Here is a 22844-nt window from a genome sequence, read left to right as displayed (position 1 = left end):
CGTTTCCGTGTTTTTGAGAATAAAAACGCGGAAAAATGAAATTAGGTCGTCTTTCTAAGAAAGTCCCGCGAATAAGAGTTTGTTGGTGACTCACATCGTGACGCTACCATTTCGCACAGCAGGGCTGATCAAATATGGCACATGTCAGATTCACTCATATGATGCGTCCGCAATTCATCGCTCTTGGTTATCCCCAGAAGATTGGCAAATGTCTTTTCAGGTTGTCTGCTCGCTGTTATAAACACTCTCGCCAACTGATCGAACCTACAGCGGCGATTGCACAAAGACACCGTTTGGGATGCCCAGCCCACCGAATATCTAGCCGCCCGGCCTATCGCTATCATGCATATCTTTAGGCATCCGGTATTTCGACGCGGCAGCATCGGGTAAACCGAAACGCAACACAATGAGATCATCGTCTTTGTCAGGGAGAGATTCGATTTTAGCTTCAATAATAGTTCGCCCCTCTCGAACAAGTGATTGGAAGACGTCGAAGCCACGCCCATAAGTATTCGACGGGATTTGATAGCTTTTGCGAAAGACCTCGATATCTAGCTCTCCTCCCAACACAGCAGCCAACGCCCGCGCGGAAAGTTTGATCTCAGTTGTCTGTGTTTTATTACCCATGGTCATATGCATGCCTCTACAAAATGTCTCGCGATTGACGTGTATCGGCCGAGTCATATTGGCAAGCCAAACAGCGTGAGAAGCGTCTCTTTCCAGAGGGGGAAACCCAGCTATCGCATCGTTAAAAACACGAATCAGAGTCTTATTTTCATCTTTATTCAACGATAGTTGTGTAAAGATACGAGCGCTTAGGCTTAATGTCTTTCTTGGACTACCATAAAGATTGTGTTTCGTCTTAATACCGACCGTGAGAACAAAACTTACGGATTGGTTCTGGCGTAAAAAATCACGCACAATCTGATCTAATGTAAGCGTGCTTCCGTCATTTGACTGAGTTGTTAGAATGCGACAAACTCCATCACAAAGTATTACGCCGCTCATTCCTGTCCATCCAGATTTCGCCAGCTGGCGCTTTTTACCCTTCAGCGTATTCGCAACCGGATTTCGATGCAGAGAATACGGAATATTATAGCTAAGATAACCACCTCCGTGGTTATATGGTCGTTGCTTAGGGTCATAACTCAACTTAATGTTACCACCATCTGGAACAGTAGCAACATGCGAACATGGTTTCTCTGGATTCGCTACAATATTTCGCAGGAAATTGTCAAAATTGTTCCGAATAAAAGAAAGAATGTCCTTACGTTTTGGTAAAAATAGACGAACACGACGATCTCTATATTTTGGTCCTTCAAGTTCTGATTCGATATTCAGGCTAAATCCTCCGAAGAGGCCATGCTTCACATATAGTTTATAAAGTTCTTCTTCAAATTCATCTATGGGATTTGCCTTATCATAACCGATATCTGATACAGCAGTTATATCTGCGATAAATTTTACTGTTCCTGATCGAAAATACACATCGGGATGGCGAGAGCCGCCGTCAAACCGGGGTTCATGCGATACATGTCCAACTTCTGCTAATGAAGTAATCCAAATCAGTTCCCATTCTGCTTCAACTGAAACACGTCCAGTTTGATTTAGCCGACCAACTAGTGATTCAAGTTGCGGGCGTGCAAGTAGCGATGATGCCTTATCGAGGCGTTTTTGGATTTCTCGTCGACTAAATATGGCCATAATTAGTTACGTTGTTGTCTTTCGCAAAGGTTGCACTCTCATCCGATCCAAGGTGACAATATGTGCTTAAAGCAGCCATTAATTCAATTTTGAAGCTTTCATGTGCTGCCTGCGACTCATTCCGACAATGCTTAAAATGGCTATAATTGCACTGACAGTTTCTAAGATTACGCTGATGCCCCCTATTCATTGTATGTGTTTTTCGTGTGCTGTATCTCAAATAGTATATTAACAGTCCGCAATGACCTCTAAAATTCGCGATAGCGATGCTATATTTTTTGGAATCTTTATATCCTGGCGTGCCAAAATTCCGCGTTTCACCCGGCGATCCAAATTCAAACTATTCAAATATGCAGATGCTTCTGGTGTTACTTTTCCCGTTGTCCAGATTTCTGCATGGCATTTGCTTATTTCCGCTTTCCCGATAAATTTGAGATATGAGGGAACTGTTTCACAGAAAAACTTCTTAATTTGATCCAATTTCAGTTCTTTGTCTGCTTTCAATGCTTTGCACTCAACGATATAATGGACATCATCATTGTGTCCCGACGCATCAATCTCCCGAACTGTGTTTTCTCGGTTTGTTGAAAAAGGCACCGTCAACCTCGCTTTTACATCCTCATAGTTCCGACTCCGTAAGACAGCGACAGTAAATATCTCCAACGCCATGCCACAGAGCTCATTTACCATTGGATTGGACTTAAGGGATGAAATCGAAGTCACCATTTGATCTGCCAAGGCATTAGGGTCTTGCGCATTTGCCTCATCGCGACGTGCTGACAAACTCAGCAAAAGCTCACGAGCTTGCTGAATCATCTTAACGGCAGTCTCGCCAAAAAGTTCGCGAAAATTGACCATCACCAAACCGTGATTTTTACCAAGCTTAAGTGCATCAGGGCTAAGCGAGGTTGCTCCCATCACACCTAAAAGGCGTAGCTTTGAACGAGTATGGTCACCGGCACGGCGAAGTCTCTCAATGAAACCTTCCACGTCAAAAGATTCGGCGGATCGCGCTAAGACCTCAAAGAGAACTGGGCAAGCGATTCGTTTTGTTCCTTGATATCGCACCAACGGACGTAAGTGCGTATATGCAACTGCTGAAAAAAGCTGCCCATTAAAGAGAATATCATCACCTGGTTCTGGTGTATTCCATGCGATGATGCTTTGTTGCCGATAATGTTTAATTAGCAGACTTAGAAACTGCCGGGCGATTTCTGAATCGGCCTCTAATTCATTACTCAATTTGATGAGTGCTTCAACATCACTGACGCTGTATTTAAGGCGAGCAAGAATTGAATGCGCGCCAACGCTCAAAACATTCCCTATGCTTATTTCAGAGATGGCCGAGATCTCATTGGTGTATTTTTCACCACCTGATTTTTTGTCCAATTTAACGGCTGTCAGCTTTTTGACCGTATTGCAGTCGATTGCCTCAAACTTTTTCATGGCGTGCAAAACGCGGGCAATTCCTGGCCTAGACTTTCGAATTAACGGTTCAACAGCATCCAAAAAAGCACCGTCCCCCAAAAAGGTTCGATGTGCAAACAGACGTGCTTTTGCAGGCAAGACGAATTGTTCAGAACGCCAAAAATCCTTACTACGGAAATGCCGCTCCAAAACCTTGCGCGGGTGCCGGTATCCCAACGCTGCAATGCTCTTTATCAGCTGACTCGATGTTTGAACTTCACGAGGGCCCAACACGCCGGAAAGGGCTGTTTTTCTGTTACTAGGTTTCGTTGACATTCAGAAATGTCACACTGCCCTTAATACATTTTAAAGAATATTTACGTCGCTTCTGGCACACTTCTTATTCGTATTTTAAGATACTTATTATCAGCATATTACGAGACATTTTATTTAATTTAGGCGCACACAAGGGACACAAAAACTGTCACACTGAGACAATCCAATCTAAATAACGGACCCCCTTAAAGGCGTTTACGTGGATTGAGTGAGCGCATGAATGTCGCAACGCGCTGATTGGCGATGTAGTTGTCTTTTGCCGCAAGATCGGCTGTGGCAAGTTGCTCAATTTCGCGACGGTTGTCGTTCGCGATTTTTGGAGAAGCACTTCGTCAACTTGACGGCGACGCGCGGTTTCAACCTGCGAGAGTTGACCGTTCAGGACGATGAGCTTGGCAATGAGTTTTTGCGCCTGTGCGTCGGTTAAACCGCTGCGAAGTTCGCCAGGGTGAGGGCGATTTTCGCCTGCAATTCACGCTCACGTTCGCGGGTTTGATCGGTGACAAGACGTGTGTTGTCCGTGCGGGCGTCAATTAACGTATGCCGGCGATATGTGAGCGGGTCGTGTTGGACTGCGTCGCCATTGAGATCAGGCATGGAAACGGGACGGTAGGTGTTGCCGTCCGTGTGCGTGAGAGTGTCGAGGCTTTGCGCGGCGCGGGCGATGTCGTTGCGCGACATTCCAAAATCACGCATCAGATCGCGCTCTGTCAGAATCCCCAGCGAAACGAGTTTGACGGCATCAGCGGGATTGCCAGTCCAGTTTCGCAACTGCCTTGAATGTTGACCTGTTCCTTGAGTTGAGTGATCTGCGCCTTCAACTGTGCGATGTTTTCAACCCATTTGGCAATAGTTGCGATGTGCGAAATCTGGCTGTTGGCAATGTTGGCTGCGTCGATGACGGGCATACCGGCAAAAACGAGCACGCTTAACGCGGTCGATGTCGCCAGAAAGAAAAGTGTGAATAATTTTTTCATGGCGGGATTTTTGTTTTTGCCCGGTCCGCGCTATGCGGAATCCGGTCAAAGTGTGCCGCCATTCTGCCCGATTTTGTTTTCGGAGGATTGGATGTTTCGACCATTTTCAAGAACAAAGGAACCATGTTGCGCAAAATCCACCGGCGAGCACTGGCAGTAGCGACGGAAGCGCCGGTCGACGTGACTCTGGTCACAGAAACCCGCCGCCACCGCGATTTCCGCGATACGCATTCCGCCCCGTCGGATCAGGGCCTGCGCCAACCGTATCCGCTTTTCGAATACATATTCGCCCGCCGTCATGCCGGTGCTGTTTTTGAAAAGTCGGTTGAAGTGAGTTCCGCTAAGACAGGCGACGCCCGCTAGCGTGTGGGCCGCGATGCGGGCGTGCAGGTTTCCGTCGATGTAATCAATGACACGTCGCAGCCGTGATTCGTCCATCATCGGAGGCGCGGTTTCGTTTTCCCCGTCGCGCGCCAATCCGTCGATCAGGTGAAACGCCAGCGCGAACCCGAGATGCCCGAAATAAGCCGTGCCAAAGTCGGGACTGCGGCAATCCACAAAGAGTCGTATCAAATCCATGATGCCGCAGTCGTGTCGCGACAGTTTCCACAGCGCCCTGTGCTCCATTGTTTCCAGCGGCTTGTCCGCGGCAATTGGTTGATATTGTGACAAATTCCCATCCAGATACAGGCAAAGCAGCGCGGCCTCCCTTTTCCAAAAAATGGAAACGTCCGCCTGCTTGCGTGCAAAAATCACATGCTGCCCGCGCACATGAAAACTGCCCCCGACTCGTTTCTCGCGCCAGTCGATGCGCGCAACCGATTTGGTTTCCGGCATCACAATAAGCCGGTGGTGCGCCCCCGCTTTTTCAAGCAGGCGGCACGCGGGTTGTTTCCCGTAAACAACGGCTACTTTTTCACGTATTGCGGCGCACTTTTTATTTCGCAGGGGTGTTGCGGGGGCGAGGGGGTGCATAAAGAAGCGGGCGACCGGGCGGACTTCAATCCGGGGTGTCCCGCCAAGGTTTTTACAAAAAACACCTCCGCCTGTCTTGGACAGGCGGACCATATTTGAGAATAATCCGACCAAAACCCGCTGGCGCGTTCACACCAGTGTCCTTGAACAAACAGGCAAGCTGGATGTATAGTGTTTGCAGGCAGTCAGACCCCGAAATAAGGAAAGGGTTGCGATCGCGGACTCGTTTAAACACGGGCGTTGACTCACTCAATTCCCATTGCGGGCAGCATGCTCAAACAAAGGCCGGAGTTGCGCGTAGAGGGGCGCAAGGTCGCGAATGCAATCCGTCGCGTCGCGCGCGGTGTGCTGTCTGCTTTGCTGCCGCAAGAACCGGATCAATTTGCCGGCGAGCAAGACGTGCGCCGGTGGTTTGGGAAGGGACGGCTTGCCGTCAAGCGCGTGGTGTTTCGGCTCGGTGGCGATGCCGAGTCGTGCGTAGGCCTGCCGCAAACTGAGTCCCTGCAAAAGCGCGAGGTCGCCAGTGCCGCGAGCCAGGCGCATGTAACGATGCGCCGTGCTCATCGAGCCCGTGAAAAAATGCTTCAACCACGGCATCCATGCGCCGTGTCCCGCCGAGTGGCGCACGCGCTTTTTCTCCTCGTTGAGCAACCGGCCCGCGTGCCACGCGGCGGCAAGGGCCCCGTCAAGCGAATGACAGGACTCTGCCGCGAGGCGTTGCGCCTCGGCGTGCAAATGATTGATTTCCTTCGCTGCGGATGTCGCGGCAACGACGGCATTGGTGGGGGCATCCGGGGGTAATGTTGGCGGGGTCATGACTGCATCCCCGTGTTTTCGCGAAAGTCATTCGCGAGTTTGTGGACGGCCTGCGGCGTGCAGCCGGCGAGTTCGCCGATTTGTTCGAACGTGAGGCCGTCGATCAGGTCGGGGCGTATGCAATAGAGTGCCACGGTGGCGCGTAGTCCGCGACTTTCCAGTGTCGGCGCGTCGGACATCCAGAGAAGCAGATGCGTTATGACTTCCAACCCAAGCGCACGGCCCTCGGCAAGCGGGTCAACGGGATCGGCGAAGAAGGCGTCGGCTTCAGGCGTGACGGATGCGGCTTTATTGGAGGTGGGTTTGTTGTGTTTTGTATTCGTTTTCATGATGTGTGGTTTGGTTCGCTGCGCATCATGCTCCCGTTTTATGAATCAAAATAGCGGACGACAGACGGTGTGGTTTGTCCGCATTTTCGATCTTCTTGATCATGTTTTTGAGCGACAAAAAAGGCCGCAAATGCGGCCTCGTGAAAATCGCCACGGCGTGACGAATATCATCATGCTGGTCAGGCGCGGGCGGGAACTTTTAGCCTGGTGCGAATGTGCATCATGACTTCGTTGAGGTCATAGTAAACAAAGTGGCCGACCTTGTGATAGGGGATGCGGCGCCGTTTTGTCCATTCGCGCAAGGTTCGGATGGAAGGCTCGCGCCCGGCGGGAAAAATCCCGCTCAGGCGCAAGCCGGTGATGTCGGTCATCGGGCTGGTGATCGTGCGGGGCGTGGTGTGCGGTGTGGTCGTTTGCATTGGTGTGTTAGTGAGTGTTTTCATGCCCTTGCTTGCGCATCAACTTGTTGACAGATGCGGTTGCGATCAGGCGGCGGCGGGCAGTGTCTCGGCTCCGTGCGTGCTCGCAGCAACAACGGCTATTGGGGCGATGGCAGCGTTGGTTTCCGTCCGCGGTTTGCCGCGCAGTGCTGGCATGATATTGAAGAAGGCTTCGGCCTCCTGCGGCGTGGTCACGTTCAAGTAATGACGGCGGATGATGCGCTCGGAGTTGCCAGCCTGCAACGCCGTGTCGCCCATCGAGCGGAACTTTGCGACGTGCATTGAAATGAACGTGTGCCGCATCACGTCGTGCGAGAGCCCGAATTGCTTGGCGATGGTGGCGCGGGATTTCGCGAGCGATTTGTGAATGATGGGGAACTTGTCGAGCGGGTAGGCTTCGAGCCACGCGGCGAGATTGGGCTGGATGTCGATATTGCGCTTCATGTCCACCTTGGAAACGTCCGGCTCGATGTGGATGGTGCGCGTGTCGAGGCGCACGTCCTTCGCGGGCAGGCGGGAGATTTCGCCGTCCTGCACGCTCGGGCGGATGCCGGCGAACAAGCATAATGCGTAATAGGGCACGAACGCGCCGTCGTGGAGGGTTTCGACGTGGGCCATCAGCTCGGCGGCCTTCTGCGCGCTGAGCGTCGGCGCCGATCCGCGACTGTGTTCGAGCTTGTGGCGGCTGATTTTCGCGAGCGGATTTTTGACCAACCATTCCTTGGTGACGACGGCGAACCGGAAAAAGGTGAACAGGTGGCCGTAGCGCAGATTGACTGTCTTGCGCGCGGGATGGATTTGCGGGCGCGCGAGATTGCCGCGATTGAGGTAGGGCCGGAGCAAATCTGTGGTGAGGTCGGACAGGTTTTGCGTCGGGAAATGACGCTGGAGCTCGTTGAACTCGCTTTCGATTGTCCTGAGCTGGCGTTTGCCGATGACGTTGCGCTTTTCATCGTCGCGGCGGATTTCGAGGTAGGCCTTCACCGCGTCGGCGAGGCTGATTTGCGAGGCCGGCTCCTTGTAGTGCGTCAGGCCGTGGTCCGCGTAGAAGGCCAGCGTGCGCGGCTTGCCGGCGAATTTTTGGAAGAGGATTTCGGCCTCGCGCACCTGCTCATCGGACAGGCTGGTGGTGACGGGGCGCAGGCTTGATTGGGTCTGCATGAGTTTCAAGTCGAGCGCGCCGCGTTCGACGAAGGCGTCCTGCTTGTTCTTGAAGTTTTTGCGGATGCGGAGGCCGTGGAGCCATCCGCTGACGCGCCACGAAGTGACGCCATTGCGATTTTTGAACGGTTTGACCGTGAAGTTTGAGGCGGTATGAGTTTTCATCATTATGGTTGCCGCATCAACTGGCAACCTGACCGCAAACCGTCCTCTTTCCCTCTAGGGATCGCGGGCAGGATGCCCGCGTTCCCGGGGCAAGCGTTCTGTTTTGTCAGGCTGGTTCGAAGCGGCTGGCTTCGCGATTTTTGCGGACGGTGCCCGCGGGGAAAACTTGCCCGTTCATCGCGATATAGACGCCGGGCGGGAGCAGTTGCACGGCGGCGGTGGCAAAGCCGAGGTTGAAAGGCGCGTCGGTTTCGCGGAGGTGCGCGGGTTGCATCGCGCCGACAAAGACAATCGTTTTGCCGGGAATGTCGCGCAAGGCCTCGGCGCTTTTTGTCATGGTGTCGGTGCCGTGCGTGACGAGGATGCGCGACTCGGGGCGGGCGAGGGCGGCGGCGCGCAGGCGCGCGCGGTCGTCGTCAGTCATGTCGAGGCTGTCCTTGCGGCAGATTTCCCGCACGGAAACTTCGTAGTTGATATTGGCCTCCTGAAAACAGCGGGGAAGCGTGGGCGCGCCGACGGAGAATTTGCTGAGCGCGTCGTAATACACTTTGTCGATGGTGCCGCCGGTGGTGAGTATCGCGATGGGTTGCATGGGAAAGGCTGAAGGGCTGGAAATTTCCGCAAACTCAACCGCGAGGCCGGTGTTGCGCAACAAAGATTGCGACCATGAGCAACGCGCCGCCGATGAGCAGGCGGGGAATGTTTGCCGTCTCGCCGAAAACCAGCAGCGAGCAGGCGACGGCGAGCGGTATCTTGATATTGTTGAAGACGGCGAGCGTGGCCGTGCTCACTCGAATCGCCCCGAGGTTCCATCCAAAAAAACAAAGCCCCGAGGCAATGGCGCCGAGATAGGCGAGCACGAGCCATTGCGACAAATCCGGGCGAAACGCGGACCAGTTTGTCGTCACGCCCGAGGCTAGCAGCGTGATGAGCAACGCGCCGATGTAGAGCCAGGCAAACAGCGAGGTGTCGCTTGTTTTGCCGAGCGCGCCCCGCCTGATCTTGCGATACATGAGCTGGCCGACGGCGAAGCAGACATTGGAGCCCTGCACGAGCAGGAAGCCGGCCAGCAGATTGTGCGTGGGTGTGAGCGTTTGCCAGCTGATGACCGCCGCGCCCGCGATTGCGAGCAGCGCCGCGAAGGTCAGGCCGGCCGGAATCCGGCGAAGCTGAAACGACTCGATCGCCGCAATCCAAAGCGGCGTGAAGATGGTGAAGATGGCGACTTCGTAGGCTGCCAGAAACCGAAACGCGGCCATGTAGAAAACATACATCAGGCCAAACTCAACCGCACCAATGCAGGCCAGGCGGACGGCGTCGCCCGCGCGGATTTTTCCGGGACGCCAGAACGGAAGAAACACAAGGAGCGCAAAGCCCGTGCGCACGACGCCGAGCGCGGTCGTGTCGAGCCCGGCGAGCTGCCCCTTGATGAGGCCGAAGGACAGCGCCCAGATGAGCGAGACGATGAAAAGATGCAGCATTTCAGAAACCTGAAACACTGCGCGAATTTTCGCCCCGTGAATAGTCCAGAATACAAATGACCGCCGGATAATCTTTTCGAGGGCGATTCTGTTTTAAGACAATCCAGCCAACGCAGCCGCTGGCGCGGGCGGCGGCGAGGGTGTCAGCGCGCGACTTTGTAGCGCAGCCAGAGCGTGCCGCGTTTGAGGCGTTCGACGGATTTTAACTTGAGCGGCGTGGCTTTCTTTTTTGTCGATTTCATGCCGTCGAAAACCGTCGGTATGTCGTGGCGGCCGTCGATGCCGGGCACGACTAGCAGGCTCAGCTCGTCAATCAATCCGGCGGCGAGAAATCCGCCGTTGATGTGGCCGCCGCCTTCGAGGAGCAGGCGGCGTATGCCGAAATGTTTTCGCAGCAGCCCGACCGCGCGCGGCAGATCCACAGTCGTGCGTCCGGCGACGATGTGGGAGATTTTCTTTTTGCGAAGGTCGGCGAGGTAGTCGGCGGGCGTCTGCTCGCTCACGATGCAAATGAGATGCTCGCCGTCGAGGTCGCCGCCGCGCCAGTTCAGCGTTCCGCGCGTGTCGACGGCGATGGCGTGGGACTTCGCGCGGCGCGCGACAAACACCGGCTGCGGCCCGGCGGGTTTGCTCGACGCGGGGACGAAGGGTTTGCGTTGCGCGAAGTATTGCATCGTGACGCGCCCGCAAATCCACGCGTCGCCCTTGAGCTTGGCGGCGGTTGATTCGTAGTCGCTGTCATTTGCGATGCCTTCGAAGGCGCCGGCGTTTATCTTCCCGTCAACGGACGAGATCATGTGGCAGATGATGAAGGGTTTCATTGTTTCTTATTTGCTTATTTCAAGTTTGCGGAGCCATGCGTCGACTTCCTTTTGCGCGCGCCTGGCAACGTTGCCGCTTATGGCGAGGCCCTCGTGGACTGTCGCCTTGGGGCAAAGTTTTTTAATGTCGCTTGCGCTCCGGCCCAGCCTTCCGCCCTCGTGCGTGCAAAACGGGACGATTGTTTTTCCGGAAAAATCATACGACTCCAAAAACGTGAACAGTGGCATCGGCATGGTGCCCCACCAGTTCGGGTAACCGACGAAGATGATGTTGTAATCGTCCATGCCGGCGACCTTGGTTGACAACTCCGGGCGCGCGTTTTCCTGCTGCTCCTTTTTGGCGACGGCGGTGCACTCGCGATACACCGTCGGGTAGGCCTTGGTAGTTTTTATCTCGAACAGGTCGCCGCCGGCGGTTTTTTGGATTTGTCCGGCGACGGTGCGCGTGTTGCCGCTCCATGAGAAGTAGGCGATTAGGATTTTGTCTTCGGCGGGTTTTTCCTGCGCGTGAATGCTTGCGGTCATAAGAAGAAATGCGATGAGGATTGTGAGACGTTTCATTTTTTAGAGGTGGCGGTTTGGTATTCCCCGTCTGTCACGGGTTTCATCCAAGTGACGACGCTGTTTTGATATTCGTTGCTGAGGGCGATGTGCGTGAACTCGCTGTCGGGCGCGGCGCCGTGCCAGTGCTCCACGCCGGCGGGAATGTTGACGACGTCGCCCGCGCTCAGCCAGCGGACCGGCTTGCCGCGTTCCTGGTAACAACCGCGCCCGGCGGTAACGAGCAGGATTTGCCCGTCGGGATGCGTGTGCCAGTTGGTGCGCGCGGAGGGCGAAAACACGACGTTGCCCGCCGAGTATTTGTTGGCGCCGTCGGCTTTCGCGAGCGGGCGCACGGTGACGTTTCCAGTGAACCAGTCCGACGGGCCCTTGTCTCCCGGCGGGAAGATGGCGGCGGTGTTTCCGGAGGCGACGCCGCCGGAGGTGTCGCCGCCCAATATGCGGCGCGCATTGTCGGCGGCGGGTTTTCCAATGGCGGGCTCGATGGTTGCGATCAGGTCTTCCATTTGCGCGCGGTTTGTTCCGACATTCATGCAGGCGCCGAGGTGAAACTGCAGTTGCGAATCCACGCCGCCCAATGCGCAGAGCGCGGCCACGGTGGCAATTTCGCGGCTTTGCATGCCCAGGACGTCGCGCGCGAAGATGTCCGCGAACAAGTGCTCCTTGAGAAACGTGTCGATGATCGGCGCGAATGCCTGCGGGCCGGATGTCGCGGGCGCGGGTGGTTTTCCGGAGAGTCGCGAACGGGTTGCCTCGCCGTATTTGTCCCTGTCCAAGCCGGCGGGCAGGGCGAGGCGTCTTTTCCCGTTTTGTCCGCGATGCCGGATTGCCGCCGGGTTTCCGTGACGGTGATGAGCGTTTGCAGGCCGTTCAAACTGCGCGGGAATCCGGTGTAGGCATACATTTGGACGAGGACTTCCTTGAGCTCGTTTATGGTCAGGCCGGCGTCCAGTCCCTTGGCGAGGGCGGGGCTCAGTTTTTCGAGATCGCCTCTCGCGGTGAGCGCGGCGACTTCGGCGATCGAGCGTTGCCTGGCGTCCAAATGGGTTGCGTCGTTTTGCATGGTTTGTGCTTTCGTGATGCCCGCGAGCCCGAGCGCGCCTAGGGCGACTCCGAGCGCGAGCGATTTCACGCGGCTGGTGCGTTTCATGGCGGGTGAACCGGGCGGGTGGTCGAATTGTTTTTTAGAATTCCTGCACGGTGGGCCGGACAACGATTTCGTTGATGGAGGTGTGGTCCGGCTGGGAGATCGCGTAGCTGATCGCTCCGGCAATCGAATCGGCGGGAATGGCGTTTTGTTTGTAGGCTTCGACGACGCCGTTGCGCGTGGCCTCATCGGACGTGCCATACATGAGCTCGGACTCGACGTAGCCGGGGGAGACAACGGTGACGCGGAACTTCCCGAGCGACTCCATGCGGAGCCCTTCGCTGAGCGCGCGGACGGCGTGCTTCGTCGCGCAATAGGCGGTGTTGCCGGGCGCGACCTTGAGGCCGGCGATTGAGGCGATGTTTATGAAGTGGCCGGATTTTTGTTTTTCGAAAACCGGCCAGACCGCGGCGATGCCGTAGAGCATGCCCTTGATGTTGAGGTCGATCATGCGGTCCCATTCGCCGGTCTTGCCCGACGAGATGGGCGAGAGCGCCATGAGCCCGGCGTTGCTGACGAGCGCGTCGATGCGACCGTGTTGCGCGGCTGCGTCGGCGATCATTTTTTCCACCTGGTCTTTTTGTGTGACATCGACCTCGTGGCAGGAGACAACGCCGCCGTCGCGGGCGATGTCCTCCGCGATTTTTTGGAGCTTGTCCTTGCGCCGCGCGGCGAGGACGACGGCGGCCCCTTGCTTGGCGAGAAGGCGCGCGGTGACTTCACCGATCCCGCTGCTTGCGCCTGTGATTAAAACGACTTTGCCGTGAATGTTGTTCGAGTTCATGCGCAGCAAAATAACACGGATTTAAAAATCCGCGCCCGCGATCTTGCTGCGGCTGTTGCGATTTTGCGCAAAAGTGCGCGACGGCGAATGCGGGCGCGGGGCGCGCCATTGTGTCAGCCCGCGCGGATGGTCAGTGCCTTCACTTTCGCGCAGCCGGGCAGTTTTTGGATTTTTTGGAGCAGCATCTTGCGATGCAAAAACAGCTCGTTGCGCACCACCGCGTGCGATGCGAGCACGGTCAGGCAGCCGCGCTGGTCGAGATCCCTCACGTGCGAATAGTGCGCGTTCGCGGGGCCAGCGACTTCCGCCCAGTGCTCGCGGATCACGGATTCCTCCGACTCGATTCCGATTTTGTATTTCACGAGCAAGTCCTGAACCAGTCCGCCCATGTCCTTTGTCGGGCGGATGCGCATTCTCCTCGGAGTTTCATCGGGAATTTTTCGAAAGCTCCCGATCAACTCCTGTGCGGCGCGGCTGAACTGGTGAGGCTCGTTTGGCATGGTTTTCGTCCGCTATCTCACGCACATTAAAACCCCGGAAGCAACCCCTTGCTCGCGGTTTCCGTCGCGTCCGGCAGGCGCCAGTCAATCGCGGCCCGCCCCGCCTCGGCGAGGTGCCGGTTGACCGCTGAAAAACATCGGCATCCGAAAAACAGCCTCGCCGACAGCGGCGATGGGTGCGCGCTTTCCACGATGCGGTGTTGCGCGCCGGTGATCGCCTTTCGTTTTGCGCGCGCCTGGTTGCCCCACAGCACAAACACGACCGTTTTTGGCATGGCGTTGACGGCGGCGATCACACGATCGGTGAAAATTTCCCAGCCGCGTTTTTGGTGTGAGTTTGCCTCGCGCGCGCGCACTGTCAGCACCGTGTTCAGCATGAGCACTCCCTGCCTCGCCCAGCTTTCCAGGCAACCGTGCGCGGGCGGCTGAAAATTTTCCCCGCCCAAATCAGAGCGCAGTTCCTTGAAGACATTGTTGAGTGAGCGAGGCAGCGGGCGCACGTCGGGCCGCACCGAAAAGCACAGGCCGTGCGCATGCCCGGGAGTTGGATACGGATCCTGCCCGAGCAGCACCACCTTTACCTCGCCGGGGGGCGTGAGGCGCAGCGCGTTGAACACATCCTCGCGCGCGGGCAGAATCGCGCGCCCCGCCGCGGTTTCCGCGTCAAGAAACGCATCCAGTCCGCGATACCACTGCTCTTGTGAAACATCACCAAGCGTGTCGCGCCAGTTCTCGGGAATTTCAGGAAGCATGATCTGATTACAGCCACATTTGGCCGTTTTTCATTTTGCCAATGCGGGCGGCCAGTTTTTTGACTTCCTGCGCTTTTGATTTTGGCGCGATGAGCGTGGCGTCCTTTGTGTGCACGACGATCATGTCGTCCGCGCCGAGCAACGCGGTGAGGTGGCCGCTTTCCGAAAACACAATGTTGCCGCGCCCCTGCTCAACGAGCGCGGGGCCGCGCAGGGCGTTGCCGTCGGCATCGAGCTTGCAGTGCGCCTGCACCGCGGACCACGAGCCGACGTCGTCCCACGAAAACGACGCGGGCAGCACGACGACGTTGTCCGCCTTTTCCAGCAGCGCGTAATCGACGGAGAGCTTTTCGATTTTCGAATAAACTTTTTTCAGCGCGGCGCCGATTGGCTTGCGCTTCGCGAGCGCGTCGCGCACCGGCTTCATCGCGGAGAAATAATCGGGCGCGTGTTTTTCAAACGCTGTTTCAACAACCGGCACGCTCCAGACAAACATGCCCGCGTTCCACGCGTAATCGCCCGACGCGACGTAGCGCCGCGCGGTTTTGAGCGGGGGTTTTTCCTTGAATTGTTTCACTCGGGAAAACTTCGCGCCGCCAAACTTTTTCCAGTCCTTGCCGAGCTGAATGTAACCGTAGCCTGTTTCCGGAATCGTCGGCTTGATGCCGATGGTCACAAGGACGGGTTCCGCCTCCGCCGCGGCAAAGGCGGCGCGCAGGTCGCGCAGATACACCTTCGCGTCAGGAATCACATGGTCGGACGGCAGCACGGCAAAAACGCCCCGCGGATCGCGCGCCCCGACAAGCGCCGCCGCGAGCGCGACCGCGGGCGCGGTGTCACGGCCGACGGGCTCGGCCACGATGTTTGCCCGGGGCAGTTGCCCGCACACTTGGCGCACGGCCTTTTCCTGCGCGGCGCTGGTGATGACGAACGTGTTTTTGGGGGGCACGACCGGACGAATGCGATCGAGCGTTTGCGCGAGCATGGGCTTGTCGCCGACAATGGGCAGCAGATGTTTCGGGCGGCGTTCGCGGCTTTGCGGCCAGAAACGCTCTCCTTTTCCCCCGGCAATGATGACGGCAAAATGTTGAGGCATGGGCACGACCGTGTGCGTGACGGAGGTTTTGGGCAATGTGTTTTTGTTCGAGTTGCCCGACGTTTTGGCTCTTCACGCCGGGGAAAAGTTTTTCATGATTCCGTCATGACGATTCCCTTGGATATTCTTCCCATGCGCACGGGCGGCGCGGCCGAAAACATGGCCGCGGATTTTCTTTTGCTCAAACGCTACCCGGAGCGCGGGCATGCGCGGTTCCGTCATTATGGCTGGCGGAGCGCGGCGTTCACTTTTGGATACAGCCAGAAGCTCGAATATGTGCGCTCGCAACTGCCGCCGGAGGAAGAGGGGCCGTTTGACCTTTGCCGGCGCGCGACGGGAGGCGGGGTTGTCGATCACCGGGAGGATTGGACGTATGCGCTTGTGGTTCCGCGCGAGCACGCGCTTTGCGAGGTGCCCGCGCCCGAGTCATATCGCGTCGTCCACGAGTGCATCGCGGATGCGCTGGCGGCGATGGGCGAGAATGTTGTCCTGAAAAAGGAAGCCGCGGCGGAAGGCGAGGGCCTGCCGACGGTGTGCTTCGAGCGTCCGGAGCGCTACGATGTGATCCATTTGGACACGGGCGCAAAGATCGCGGGCGCGGCGCAAAAGCGCGCGAAGGAGGGCATGTTGTTTCAAGGGTCGATTGCGCGCGCGACGGTATCGGCGGGATTGGACTGGGATGCGTTCGAGATGGAATTTATCGGGAGACTTGCGAAGACGATGTGCGCGGAGGCCGTCGAGACGCCGTGGCCCGATTTCGCGGAGCACGAGGTCGATGGATTGACCGAGCAGTATTCCTCGACTGAATGGAATGCGTTTCGATAGGCTTTACGTGATAAAAACACGACAATCCTGCGATAAAGTGATCGTGATATGATGAATACTTGAAAGCAACATGCATACAGGCTTATACAAGTGATCATCAGAAAAATAGCCCCATGAACCATCCCCGCTATCTTGGTGTGTTTGCAATCATGCTCGTCGTGTTCTGTGCTTATGCGCACATGCCAGCCGCTGCATTGAGACTTGTGTGTGAAGTTGACGGCCGGGTAATGGAACCTGTGCGAATCGTCCGGGGCAGGGTCATGCTTGCCGATGGCGCTCGCGAGGTTGAGGCTCCGATGAGTGCGTGCTGGCGGGTGGAGGGTGATTTGCGAACGCATGTGAGCGCGCTTTGGCTTTCACCCTCATACCTAATCGTGGAGGCGCATCCTAGTTTTGATCAAAAGGATTGGGATCCTTCGCGGCCATTTCGCGGTAGCGTGAGAATCAGGCACGAGCTTGCGAGCTCGCAGCCGGGCAAGCCTCCGTCCAGTTCGTTTTTGGATGCATGGACGCGGGGCACCACAGAGGACGCGCTGATGGTGTCGGTTTGGATGGTGGATGGCCGCGCGGTGCAGACACAGGTCAATGTGATTCCCTCTTCAGACGCGCATAACTTTTCCAAGACATCGCATTTCGTGCTCACAACCGAGGAGCAGCGCGGGCAGGCTGTTTTGTTGCTTTGGCAAAAAGGCGCCTTTGTGCCGCCAGCCCCGCGATTTCCAAATTCGCCGGATGCGCAGGCGGCGATGGTTGCGGCGATTTTTGACGATGCAGAGGCATTGTCGGAATTAATGAAGCGGGGATTTAATCCGCTGAAAACCCGTGATAAGGGCGGCTATACGCTGGCGCATTTTGCGGCGGAGGCGGATTCATTGCGCGCGCTTGATGTATTGTTGCGCGCGGCCCCTCGACTGGCAAACGCAGCCGGCGACAACATGCCCAAAGAAACACCGCTGTGGTGGGCTGTTGACAAGGGCCGCGTCGGCGCGACAAAGCGACTGCTTGCCGCAAGGGCCGATCCGAATGCGGATACGGGGCACCCTGATTTTTTCCTGACAGCGCATGCCGTGAAATGCGGGCACCAGGAGGTGCTTTCAATCTTGCTTGCTGGAGGCGCGAGGACCAGTGCACGGGGAACCCCATCACCCATGGCGTTCGATTATGCGATCATGGGTGGCAATTGGAAAATAGCGGATGCGTTGCTGCGCGGCAAAAAATCGATCGATAGCGTTACGCTGGGGGAATTGTATAACGGCGAGCCCCTGCGATTCCTGTTGCGCAGGGGACATTACGACATGGTCGCATGGATGCTTGAGCGCGGGTTCAAGATAATGCCATCGGTTTCCGCTCGCGCGCTTCCGGTCAGCAACAAGCAGGATCTGTATGCCTCGTCCGTGTTGCCCTACTCGGTTTCTGCGGCGGACACTGTCTTGCGCGCACTGCTGGCGATGGCGCCCCGGCAAGACGAAGAGCGGCTTGCCGGGCTTTTGATTAGAGCGTGTTCGGAGTTAACCTCGGCCGAGCGCAAGCAACAGAAAGCGAAAACAAGCAATGAGAGTGTGGTATGGCGCGACGCGTCGCCATTGGGCGAGGCCGCGCTTGCGGGAAACCTGGTTTTTATGCGCAAACTTGCGGATGCGGGGTGTGCGATTGATGCGCCGCTTTTTGGCGGCCGCCGGCCTTTGCATTATGCCGCTGCCGGAAATGCGACCGAGGCCGCCAGGTTCCTGCTCGAAAAGGGGGTTGCCGTGGATGTGCTCGATAATGACGGGCTTTCACCTTTGGATGTCGCGCTGGCAAATGGTTGCGCGGAAATGGCGCGTTTGCTGGCGGCGCGCGGGGCGCGATTGGATCCGGCATCCGTGCATGCCGAGTCGTTGCTGACGGAGGCGATCCGTCTTGATTTGCCCGAGGTGGCGGTTCCCGCTGTGCGCATGGGCGTGGGTGCGAACAGTGCGACTTACAACCATTGGTCCGCGCGCCGTGTCGCCGAGCTGTTGAATGCGAGCGCGTGCCTTGCCGCGTTTTCAAATGACATCGGTGACAAAAAGCAAAATGATGCCGGAGTGCCCGTGGTCAAGTCGGGCGAATTGGATCACCCGCTGCGGGTAATCGAAAAGACCACGTGGCGACTGTGCGCGAATCCGCTCGAGACCAGGTCTTCATGCACGGTGCGTGTGAAGGCTCTCGTGGATCCGCAAGGTATCGTGCGTTTGTGCATGCCGCTCGACGCTGATGCACCGCCCGCTTTGCAAAAAACCGCGATGGATAGCATCGGGAGATGCAGGATGGCCCCGGTGACATCCGATGGCAAGCCAGCCGCCGTATGGGCGGTTATTCCGGTGCTATTTGATGCCGTGGAGGAACCGTTTGGCACAAGTGAAATACCTGCAAAAATGACCTCAAATGTGATGCCGCGCGTCGTGAGGCAATACCCGCCGCGTTATCCGAAACCCGAGGAGCGCGCCAATGTGCAGGGTTTGGCGATTCTTGCGTTTATCGTGGCTAAAGACGGCTCTGTTGAGCGGAGGCAGATCGATGTAATCCGAGCGACAACCAGGAACTTTGCCAAGGAGTCCGTCGATGGAGTCGCCACGTGGAAATTTAATCCGGGAATGTATGATGGCGAGCCAGTGCGCACGTCGACGAGCATTCCCATCGCATTTCAGTTAAGATGAGGCATGCCTGATAAAAAAGCGCATCCGGTTCGGATGCGCTTTGCGAATGCGTGAGTGATTTCCGTGGATTATACCGATCAGATTTTGTCCACGATTTTATCCACGAGGCCGTAGGCGATGGCTTCCTGGGCGTTGAGGTAGAAATCGCGGTCGGTGTCGCGGTCGATTTTTTCGAGCGATTGGCCGGAGGACTCAGCGAGGATTTTGTTCAGCTCGGCGCGGGTCTTTTCCATTTCCTGGGCCTGAATGTTGATGTCGGTGGCCGGGCCGATCATGCGGCCGGAAATGAGCGGCTGATGGATGAGCACGCGGCCGTGCGGATAGATGAAACGGCGACCCTTGGGAGCGCCGCACAACAGGATTGAGCCCATCGATGCCGCCATGCCCGTGACAACGACCGTGATGGGCGATGAGATGAGCCTCATCGTATCGTAGACGGCCATGCCGGAGGTGATGATTCCGCCGGGGGAGTTGATATAGAAGGTGATTTCCTTGCCCGGGGCGTCGGCTTCGAGATAGAGAAGTTTTTCGGTGAGATCCTTGGCGGACTCGTCGGTGACGGGGCCCCATAGGAAGATTTTGCGCTGCTCGAGGAATTTTTTCTGGATGAGCGTGGCCACGGGAGCGGCATTTTTGCGGGCCAGAGCGTCTTCGATTTCGTCTTCATCGTCGAGGCGCGGGGCTGGTGCGGTTGGCGTGGTATTCTGAAAGTGATGTATGGACATATTACGGACTAAAGTGCGCCCAGTTGCGCGTTTTGCCAGTAGAAAAATCAACGTGAGTGTGATGTTTCGGTGGAGCGGGGCAGGGGAGTAGCTTGGGGGCGATTCGCTGTGCTGATACGGGCCGGACACCAGTGCGGGCGTGACGGCGGGGCATGATTTTCGGAGGGGCGCGAGAAATTTACGGCGCGTGATATTCCCATACCGAAAGACACTCCCCAATCGCAATTCTCGCAGTGATCTATCGCGCCTCTGCAAAACATGCCTATGCTGCGACGAGATGGGGTGCTGGTTGCGCCAATGTCAGTTGTCTTGGGCGAAGGCTCGGAGCTGGACTTGGACAAACTCGCCCACGCTTCGCGCTTCCTAGCTTCTAGCTTCTATGTTCCCATCCTCTCTCGTTGTGCAACGTGCTACTGGCGGGCGTTGCTGCTCGCAACGCTTCGGAGTCAGCGATGCGGTTTTTCGTGATTCTACTTGGGCCGGCCAAGTGGTCTGTAATCCTTCGTCATGCCCCCGCCTCTCAAGATGAAACGGCTGGGTGCGACATGGGCGTTTTCCCATGGGGCTTCCAGGCGAACAGTGGGGCATGTTGTCCCTCGATCCCAGCATCGAACCGCAGATTCGCCTCATCGTTTCACGCAAGTATCGCAAAGAAAAATCCCCTTGGTTGGCGGCAGTGTCTCCCAGTGTATACGAGTGGACGCTGCAAGGGCGAATGGTCTCTCTCGGACGATACCGGCCTGGAAACCTGTCGCCTGACCTGCCGATTGAATGTGTTTCGGCCATTCATAGAATGAAAATGTGTATTCAATAATCGGATACATGCGCGATTGTGGCGATTTCGATGGGTGTGAGTCGGAGCAGTGTGTGAAAAATATTTATATATTAATTCGTTGATTTATAAATATTTAGAAATTCATGAGAAGATTTAAAAAAAAACTTCTTGAGCAAAAGGACGTCAGGGCCATTGTCCGCACTCCCTTCAGACGGGGCGCGTCAAAAACGCCGCCAGAAAAGGGAAGTTCTTTGAGAGTCCGGTTCTTCTGATCAAAAACTTTTTTAAAAGATTTTTTTAAAAAGGTGTTGACGAAGCCAAAACAACCTGACTTGCTTTGAACCCTTTCCCTCTAAAAACGGGAAGCGCGCTGCAAAGCGCTAAAGCTCTTTGAAATTTACTTTGTGCGATTGATTGGGACCCCCAATCAACAACTTATACAAACATATGACATGCCGGTTCTCACAACCGGCATGGTCAGTAGTTCATGAATCACTAGGTTCAGAACTCTTTTCGGAGAGTTTGATCCTGGCTCAGAATGAACGCTGGCGGCGTGGTTAAGACATGCAAGTCGGACGGGACTTGCGGTGTAGCAATACATTGCAAGTTCAGTGGCGAACGGGTGCGTAACACGTAAACAATCTACCTTGAAGTGGGGAATAGCTCGTCGAAAGGCGAATTAATACCGCATGTGGTAGGCTCTCGCATGAGAGCTTCACTAAAGGCAGGGACCGCAAGGCCTGCCGCTTCAAGAGGAGTTTGCGGCCTATCAGCTTGTTGGCGAGGTAACGGCTCACCAAGGCTAAGACGGGTAGCTGGTCTGAGAGGACGATCAGCCACACTGGAACTGAGACACGGTCCAGACACCTACGGGTGGCAGCAGTTTCGAATCATTCACAATGGGCGAAAGCCTGATGGTGCGACGCCGCGTGAGGGACGAAGGTCTTCGGATTGTAAACCTCTGTCACCGGGGAAGAAACGCTAAGAGTTAATAGCCCTTAGCCTGACTTAACCCGGAGAGGAAGCAGTGGCTAACTCTGTGCCAGCAGCCGCGGTAATACAGAGACTGCAAGCGTTATTCGGATTCACTGGGCGTAAAGGGTGCGCAGGCGGCCATGTGTGTCTGGTGTGAAATCTCGGGGCTTAACTCCGAAATTGCGCCGGAAACTACATGGCTAGAGTACTGGAGAGGGTAGCGGAATTCATGGTGTAGCAGTGAAATGCGTAGATATCATGAGGAACACCAATGGCGAAGGCAGCTACCTGGACAGTTACTGACGCTCAGGCACGAAAGCGTGGGGAGCGAAAGGGATTAGATACCCCTGTAGTCCACGCCCTAAACGGTGCACACTAGGTCTTGGAGGATTCGACCCCTTCAGGGCCCAAGCTAACGCGTTAAGTGTGCCGCCTGAGGACTACGGCCGCAAGGCTAAAACTCAAAGGAATTGACGGGGGCCCGCACAAGCGGTGGAGTATGTGGCTTAATTCGATGCAACGCGAAGAACCTTACCTGGCCTTGACATGCTTTGGACCGGCGCTGAAAGGCGCCTTCTCTTCGGAGCCGGAGCACAGGTGCTGCATGGCTGTCGTCAGCTCGTGTCGTGAGATGTTGCGTTAAGTCGCGCAACGAGCGCAACCCCTGTCCTTAGTTGCCATCATTTAGTTGGGCACTCTAAGGAGACAAACCCTCTCTGAGGGTGGGAAGGTGGGGATGACGTCAAGTCAGGATGGCCCTTACGGCCAGGGCTGCACACGTACTACAATGCTCGGTACAGAGGGACGCTACGCCGCGAGGCGATGCAAATCTCAAAAACCGAGCCCAGTTCAGATTGTAGTCTGCAACTCGACTACATGAAGTTGGAATCGCTAGTAATGGCGCATCAGCTACGGCGCCGTGAATACGTTCCCGGGCCTTGTACACACCGCCCGTCACATCATGAAAGCCGGTTTCGCCCGAAGTGCGTTTGCCAACCAGCAATGGAGGCGGCGCCCTAAGGTGAAGCTGGTGATTGGGATGAAGTCGTAACAAGGTAACCGTAGGGGAACCTGCGGTTGGATCACCTCCTTTCTAAGGAGACGGAGTGGCTTCTCGAAAGAGAACGCACCTCCGATGGTCGAAAGAGACGCTCGCGTCTCTGGGTCCCGGTTGATCGCACAAAGTAAATTTTAAGAGTGTTGTTCTTTATATAACAATTTTCGACCGATGGGGTCGTAGCTCAGTTGGTAGAGCGCCTGCTTTGCAAGCAGGATGTCACCGGTTCGAATCCGGTCGGCTCCACCATCGACACGCATAACGCGACCCCAATTTGGTAATAAACTGCCAGTTTCCCAATTCGGGCTCATAGCTCAGTTGGTTAGAGCACGCGCTTGATAAGCGCGGGGTCGATGG

The 22844-nt window shown here is 56.1% G+C and carries 23 protein-coding genes, 2 tRNA genes and 1 rRNA gene (1 of these 26 cut by a window edge); 6 read left to right on the top strand and 20 right to left on the bottom strand.

Going from position 1 to position 22844, the window contains the following annotated elements; genetic code table 11:
* Nucleotides 1-318: 318 nt before the first annotated feature.
* From CKA38_RS15215 to CKA38_RS15630, 5 genes are all read right to left on the bottom strand, one after another.
* Nucleotides 319-1704 carry a hypothetical protein gene (locus CKA38_RS15215; RefSeq protein ID WP_152032630.1) on the bottom strand — a complete coding sequence of 462 codons (1386 nt, stop codon included), beginning with the start codon at nucleotides 1702-1704 and terminating at the stop codon, nucleotides 319-321.
* Nucleotides 1705-1932: 228 nt separating this feature from the next.
* A complete protein-coding gene (locus CKA38_RS02665) occupies nucleotides 1933-3447 on the bottom strand; it encodes a hypothetical protein (protein ID WP_152032629.1) in 1515 nt (504 codons plus the stop codon).
* Between the two features lie 423 nt (nucleotides 3448-3870).
* Nucleotides 3871-4128: a hypothetical protein gene (locus tag CKA38_RS02660; RefSeq protein ID WP_108824108.1), complete on the bottom strand. Its 258-nt coding sequence runs from the start codon at nucleotides 4126-4128 to the stop codon at nucleotides 3871-3873.
* A 29-nt stretch (nucleotides 4129-4157) separates the two neighbouring features.
* Nucleotides 4158-4424 carry a type IV secretion system protein gene (locus tag CKA38_RS02655; protein WP_108824107.1) on the bottom strand — a complete coding sequence of 89 codons (267 nt, stop codon included), beginning with the start codon at nucleotides 4422-4424 and terminating at the stop codon, nucleotides 4158-4160.
* A gap of 45 nt (nucleotides 4425-4469) precedes the next feature.
* Nucleotides 4470-5003 carry a helix-turn-helix domain-containing protein gene (locus CKA38_RS15630; RefSeq protein ID WP_161554684.1) on the bottom strand — a complete coding sequence of 178 codons (534 nt, stop codon included), beginning with the start codon at nucleotides 5001-5003 and terminating at the stop codon, nucleotides 4470-4472.
* A gap of 192 nt (nucleotides 5004-5195) precedes the next feature.
* On the opposite strand from CKA38_RS15630, the gene CKA38_RS15625 reads away from it, so the two are divergent.
* Complete coding sequence (locus CKA38_RS15625; protein ID WP_236919122.1) at nucleotides 5196-5498, top strand: hypothetical protein; 303 nt, start codon at nucleotides 5196-5198, stop codon at nucleotides 5496-5498.
* 150 nt (nucleotides 5499-5648) lie between these two features.
* On the opposite strand, the gene CKA38_RS02645 is transcribed toward CKA38_RS15625, so the two are convergent.
* The 14 genes from CKA38_RS02645 to CKA38_RS02585 form a co-directional block, all read right to left on the bottom strand.
* On the bottom strand, nucleotides 5649-6215 hold the full coding sequence (locus CKA38_RS02645; RefSeq protein WP_108824105.1) for a DUF3102 domain-containing protein: 567 nt from the start codon (nucleotides 6213-6215) through the stop codon (nucleotides 5649-5651).
* Nucleotides 6212-6544: a hypothetical protein gene (locus CKA38_RS02640; protein ID WP_108824104.1), complete on the bottom strand. Its 333-nt coding sequence runs from the start codon at nucleotides 6542-6544 to the stop codon at nucleotides 6212-6214. The genes CKA38_RS02645 and CKA38_RS02640 overlap by 4 nt, the downstream gene beginning before the upstream one ends.
* Before the next feature lie 179 nt (nucleotides 6545-6723).
* Nucleotides 6724-6963 (bottom strand): helix-turn-helix domain-containing protein, encoded by a 240-nt coding sequence (locus tag CKA38_RS02635; RefSeq protein WP_236919121.1) that lies wholly within the window; start codon nucleotides 6961-6963, stop codon nucleotides 6724-6726.
* A 66-nt stretch (nucleotides 6964-7029) separates the two neighbouring features.
* A complete protein-coding gene (locus CKA38_RS02630; protein WP_236919120.1) occupies nucleotides 7030-8313 on the bottom strand; it encodes a site-specific integrase in 1284 nt (427 codons plus the stop codon).
* Between the two features lie 103 nt (nucleotides 8314-8416).
* Nucleotides 8417-8902, bottom strand: coding sequence for an asparaginase domain-containing protein (locus CKA38_RS02625; protein ID WP_108826366.1), 486 nt, complete (start codon nucleotides 8900-8902; stop codon nucleotides 8417-8419).
* Between the two features lie 34 nt (nucleotides 8903-8936).
* Nucleotides 8937-9791: an EamA family transporter gene (locus tag CKA38_RS02620; protein ID WP_108824103.1), complete on the bottom strand. Its 855-nt coding sequence runs from the start codon at nucleotides 9789-9791 to the stop codon at nucleotides 8937-8939.
* A 143-nt stretch (nucleotides 9792-9934) separates the two neighbouring features.
* Entirely contained in the window at nucleotides 9935-10612 is a 678-nt protein-coding gene (locus tag CKA38_RS02615; RefSeq protein ID WP_108824102.1) for a dihydrofolate reductase family protein, read from the bottom strand.
* Between the two features lie 6 nt (nucleotides 10613-10618).
* The gene (locus tag CKA38_RS02610; protein ID WP_202863944.1) at nucleotides 10619-11173 is read right to left on the bottom strand and encodes a flavodoxin; all 555 of its coding nucleotides are present in this window, start codon (nucleotides 11171-11173) and stop codon (nucleotides 10619-10621) included.
* Nucleotides 11170-11793, bottom strand: coding sequence for a (R)-mandelonitrile lyase (locus CKA38_RS15920; protein ID WP_236919119.1), 624 nt, complete (start codon nucleotides 11791-11793; stop codon nucleotides 11170-11172). The genes CKA38_RS02610 and CKA38_RS15920 overlap by 4 nt, the downstream gene beginning before the upstream one ends.
* The gene (locus tag CKA38_RS16210) at nucleotides 11703-12323 is read right to left on the bottom strand and encodes a carboxymuconolactone decarboxylase family protein (RefSeq protein ID WP_236919118.1); all 621 of its coding nucleotides are present in this window, start codon (nucleotides 12321-12323) and stop codon (nucleotides 11703-11705) included. Before CKA38_RS16210 ends, CKA38_RS15920 begins: the two co-directional genes overlap by 91 nt.
* Before the next feature lie 34 nt (nucleotides 12324-12357).
* On the bottom strand, nucleotides 12358-13104 hold the full coding sequence (locus tag CKA38_RS02600; RefSeq protein ID WP_192881147.1) for an SDR family oxidoreductase: 747 nt from the start codon (nucleotides 13102-13104) through the stop codon (nucleotides 12358-12360).
* 113 nt (nucleotides 13105-13217) lie between these two features.
* A complete protein-coding gene (locus tag CKA38_RS02595; RefSeq protein WP_108824100.1) occupies nucleotides 13218-13604 on the bottom strand; it encodes a DciA family protein in 387 nt (128 codons plus the stop codon).
* Between the two features lie 26 nt (nucleotides 13605-13630).
* Nucleotides 13631-14356, bottom strand: coding sequence for a uracil-DNA glycosylase (gene ung / locus CKA38_RS02590; RefSeq protein WP_108824099.1), 726 nt, complete (start codon nucleotides 14354-14356; stop codon nucleotides 13631-13633).
* Between the two features lie 7 nt (nucleotides 14357-14363).
* Entirely contained in the window at nucleotides 14364-15488 is a 1125-nt protein-coding gene (locus CKA38_RS02585; RefSeq protein WP_236919117.1) for a mannose-1-phosphate guanylyltransferase, read from the bottom strand.
* 69 nt (nucleotides 15489-15557) lie between these two features.
* Between CKA38_RS02585 and CKA38_RS02580 the strand changes: the two genes are divergently transcribed.
* Complete coding sequence (locus CKA38_RS02580; protein ID WP_236919116.1) at nucleotides 15558-16277, top strand: lipoyl protein ligase domain-containing protein; 720 nt, start codon at nucleotides 15558-15560, stop codon at nucleotides 16275-16277.
* 113 nt (nucleotides 16278-16390) lie between these two features.
* Nucleotides 16391-18955, top strand: coding sequence for a TonB family protein (locus tag CKA38_RS02575; RefSeq protein WP_108824097.1), 2565 nt, complete (start codon nucleotides 16391-16393; stop codon nucleotides 18953-18955).
* A gap of 77 nt (nucleotides 18956-19032) precedes the next feature.
* Here the strand turns inward: CKA38_RS02575 and CKA38_RS02570 are convergent, their stop codons facing one another.
* Nucleotides 19033-19680, bottom strand: coding sequence for a ClpP family protease (locus CKA38_RS02570; protein WP_108824096.1), 648 nt, complete (start codon nucleotides 19678-19680; stop codon nucleotides 19033-19035).
* A gap of 1285 nt (nucleotides 19681-20965) precedes the next feature.
* Here CKA38_RS02570 and CKA38_RS02565 point away from each other — a divergent pair.
* The 3 genes from CKA38_RS02565 to CKA38_RS02555 form a co-directional block, all read left to right on the top strand.
* Nucleotides 20966-22523 (top strand): 16S ribosomal RNA (locus CKA38_RS02565).
* Nucleotides 22524-22660: 137 nt separating this feature from the next.
* A tRNA-Ala gene (locus CKA38_RS02560) sits at nucleotides 22661-22736 on the top strand.
* A 54-nt stretch (nucleotides 22737-22790) separates the two neighbouring features.
* Nucleotides 22791-22844, top strand: a tRNA-Ile gene (locus tag CKA38_RS02555) (it continues 23 nt past the right edge of the window).

Source organism: Ereboglobus luteus (genome assembly GCF_003096195.1).
In the GTDB taxonomy this organism is placed as follows: domain Bacteria; phylum Verrucomicrobiota; class Verrucomicrobiia; order Opitutales; family Opitutaceae; genus Ereboglobus; species Ereboglobus luteus.
This window is presented reverse-complemented; position numbering and strand designations above follow the sequence as displayed.

Bases quoted from the DNA above. Each gene is read 5' to 3' on its own strand.
- CKA38_RS15630 (WP_161554684.1), bottom strand. From the start codon at position 5,003: ATGGATTTGATACGACTCTTTGTGGATTGCCGCAGTCCCGACTTTGGC.
- CKA38_RS02655 (WP_108824107.1), bottom strand. From the start codon at position 4,424: ATGAAAAAATTATTCACACTTTTCTTTCTGGCGACATCGACCGCGTTA.
- CKA38_RS02580 (WP_236919116.1), top strand. From the start codon at position 15,558: ATGACGATTCCCTTGGATATTCTTCCCATGCGCACGGGCGGCGCGGCC.
- CKA38_RS02575 (WP_108824097.1), top strand. From the start codon at position 16,391: ATGAACCATCCCCGCTATCTTGGTGTGTTTGCAATCATGCTCGTCGTG.
- CKA38_RS02635 (WP_236919121.1), bottom strand. From the start codon at position 6,963: ATGCAAACGACCACACCGCACACCACGCCCCGCACGATCACCAGCCCG.
- CKA38_RS16210 (WP_236919118.1), bottom strand. From the start codon at position 12,323: ATGAAACGCACCAGCCGCGTGAAATCGCTCGCGCTCGGAGTCGCCCTA.
- CKA38_RS02630 (WP_236919120.1), bottom strand. From the start codon at position 8,313: ATGATGAAAACTCATACCGCCTCAAACTTCACGGTCAAACCGTTCAAA.
- CKA38_RS02615 (WP_108824102.1), bottom strand. From the start codon at position 10,612: ATGAAACCCTTCATCATCTGCCACATGATCTCGTCCGTTGACGGGAAG.
- CKA38_RS02660 (WP_108824108.1), bottom strand. From the start codon at position 4,128: ATGTCGCGCAACGACATCGCCCGCGCCGCGCAAAGCCTCGACACTCTC.
- CKA38_RS02625 (WP_108826366.1), bottom strand. From the start codon at position 8,902: ATGCAACCCATCGCGATACTCACCACCGGCGGCACCATCGACAAAGTG.
- CKA38_RS15215 (WP_152032630.1), bottom strand. From the start codon at position 1,704: ATGGCCATATTTAGTCGACGAGAAATCCAAAAACGCCTCGATAAGGCA.
- CKA38_RS15920 (WP_236919119.1), bottom strand. From the start codon at position 11,793: ATGCAAAGCCGCGAAATTGCCACCGTGGCCGCGCTCTGCGCATTGGGC.
- CKA38_RS02665 (WP_152032629.1), bottom strand. From the start codon at position 3,447: ATGTCAACGAAACCTAGTAACAGAAAAACAGCCCTTTCCGGCGTGTTG.
- ung (WP_108824099.1), bottom strand. From the start codon at position 14,356: ATGCTTCCTGAAATTCCCGAGAACTGGCGCGACACGCTTGGTGATGTT.
- CKA38_RS02570 (WP_108824096.1), bottom strand. From the start codon at position 19,680: ATGTCCATACATCACTTTCAGAATACCACGCCAACCGCACCAGCCCCG.
- CKA38_RS02620 (WP_108824103.1), bottom strand. From the start codon at position 9,791: ATGCTGCATCTTTTCATCGTCTCGCTCATCTGGGCGCTGTCCTTCGGC.
- CKA38_RS02645 (WP_108824105.1), bottom strand. From the start codon at position 6,215: ATGACCCCGCCAACATTACCCCCGGATGCCCCCACCAATGCCGTCGTT.
- CKA38_RS02600 (WP_192881147.1), bottom strand. From the start codon at position 13,104: ATGAACTCGAACAACATTCACGGCAAAGTCGTTTTAATCACAGGCGCA.
- CKA38_RS15625 (WP_236919122.1), top strand. From the start codon at position 5,196: ATGAAAACTGCCCCCGACTCGTTTCTCGCGCCAGTCGATGCGCGCAAC.
- CKA38_RS02610 (WP_202863944.1), bottom strand. From the start codon at position 11,173: ATGAAACGTCTCACAATCCTCATCGCATTTCTTCTTATGACCGCAAGC.
- CKA38_RS02595 (WP_108824100.1), bottom strand. From the start codon at position 13,604: ATGCCAAACGAGCCTCACCAGTTCAGCCGCGCCGCACAGGAGTTGATC.
- CKA38_RS02640 (WP_108824104.1), bottom strand. From the start codon at position 6,544: ATGAAAACGAATACAAAACACAACAAACCCACCTCCAATAAAGCCGCA.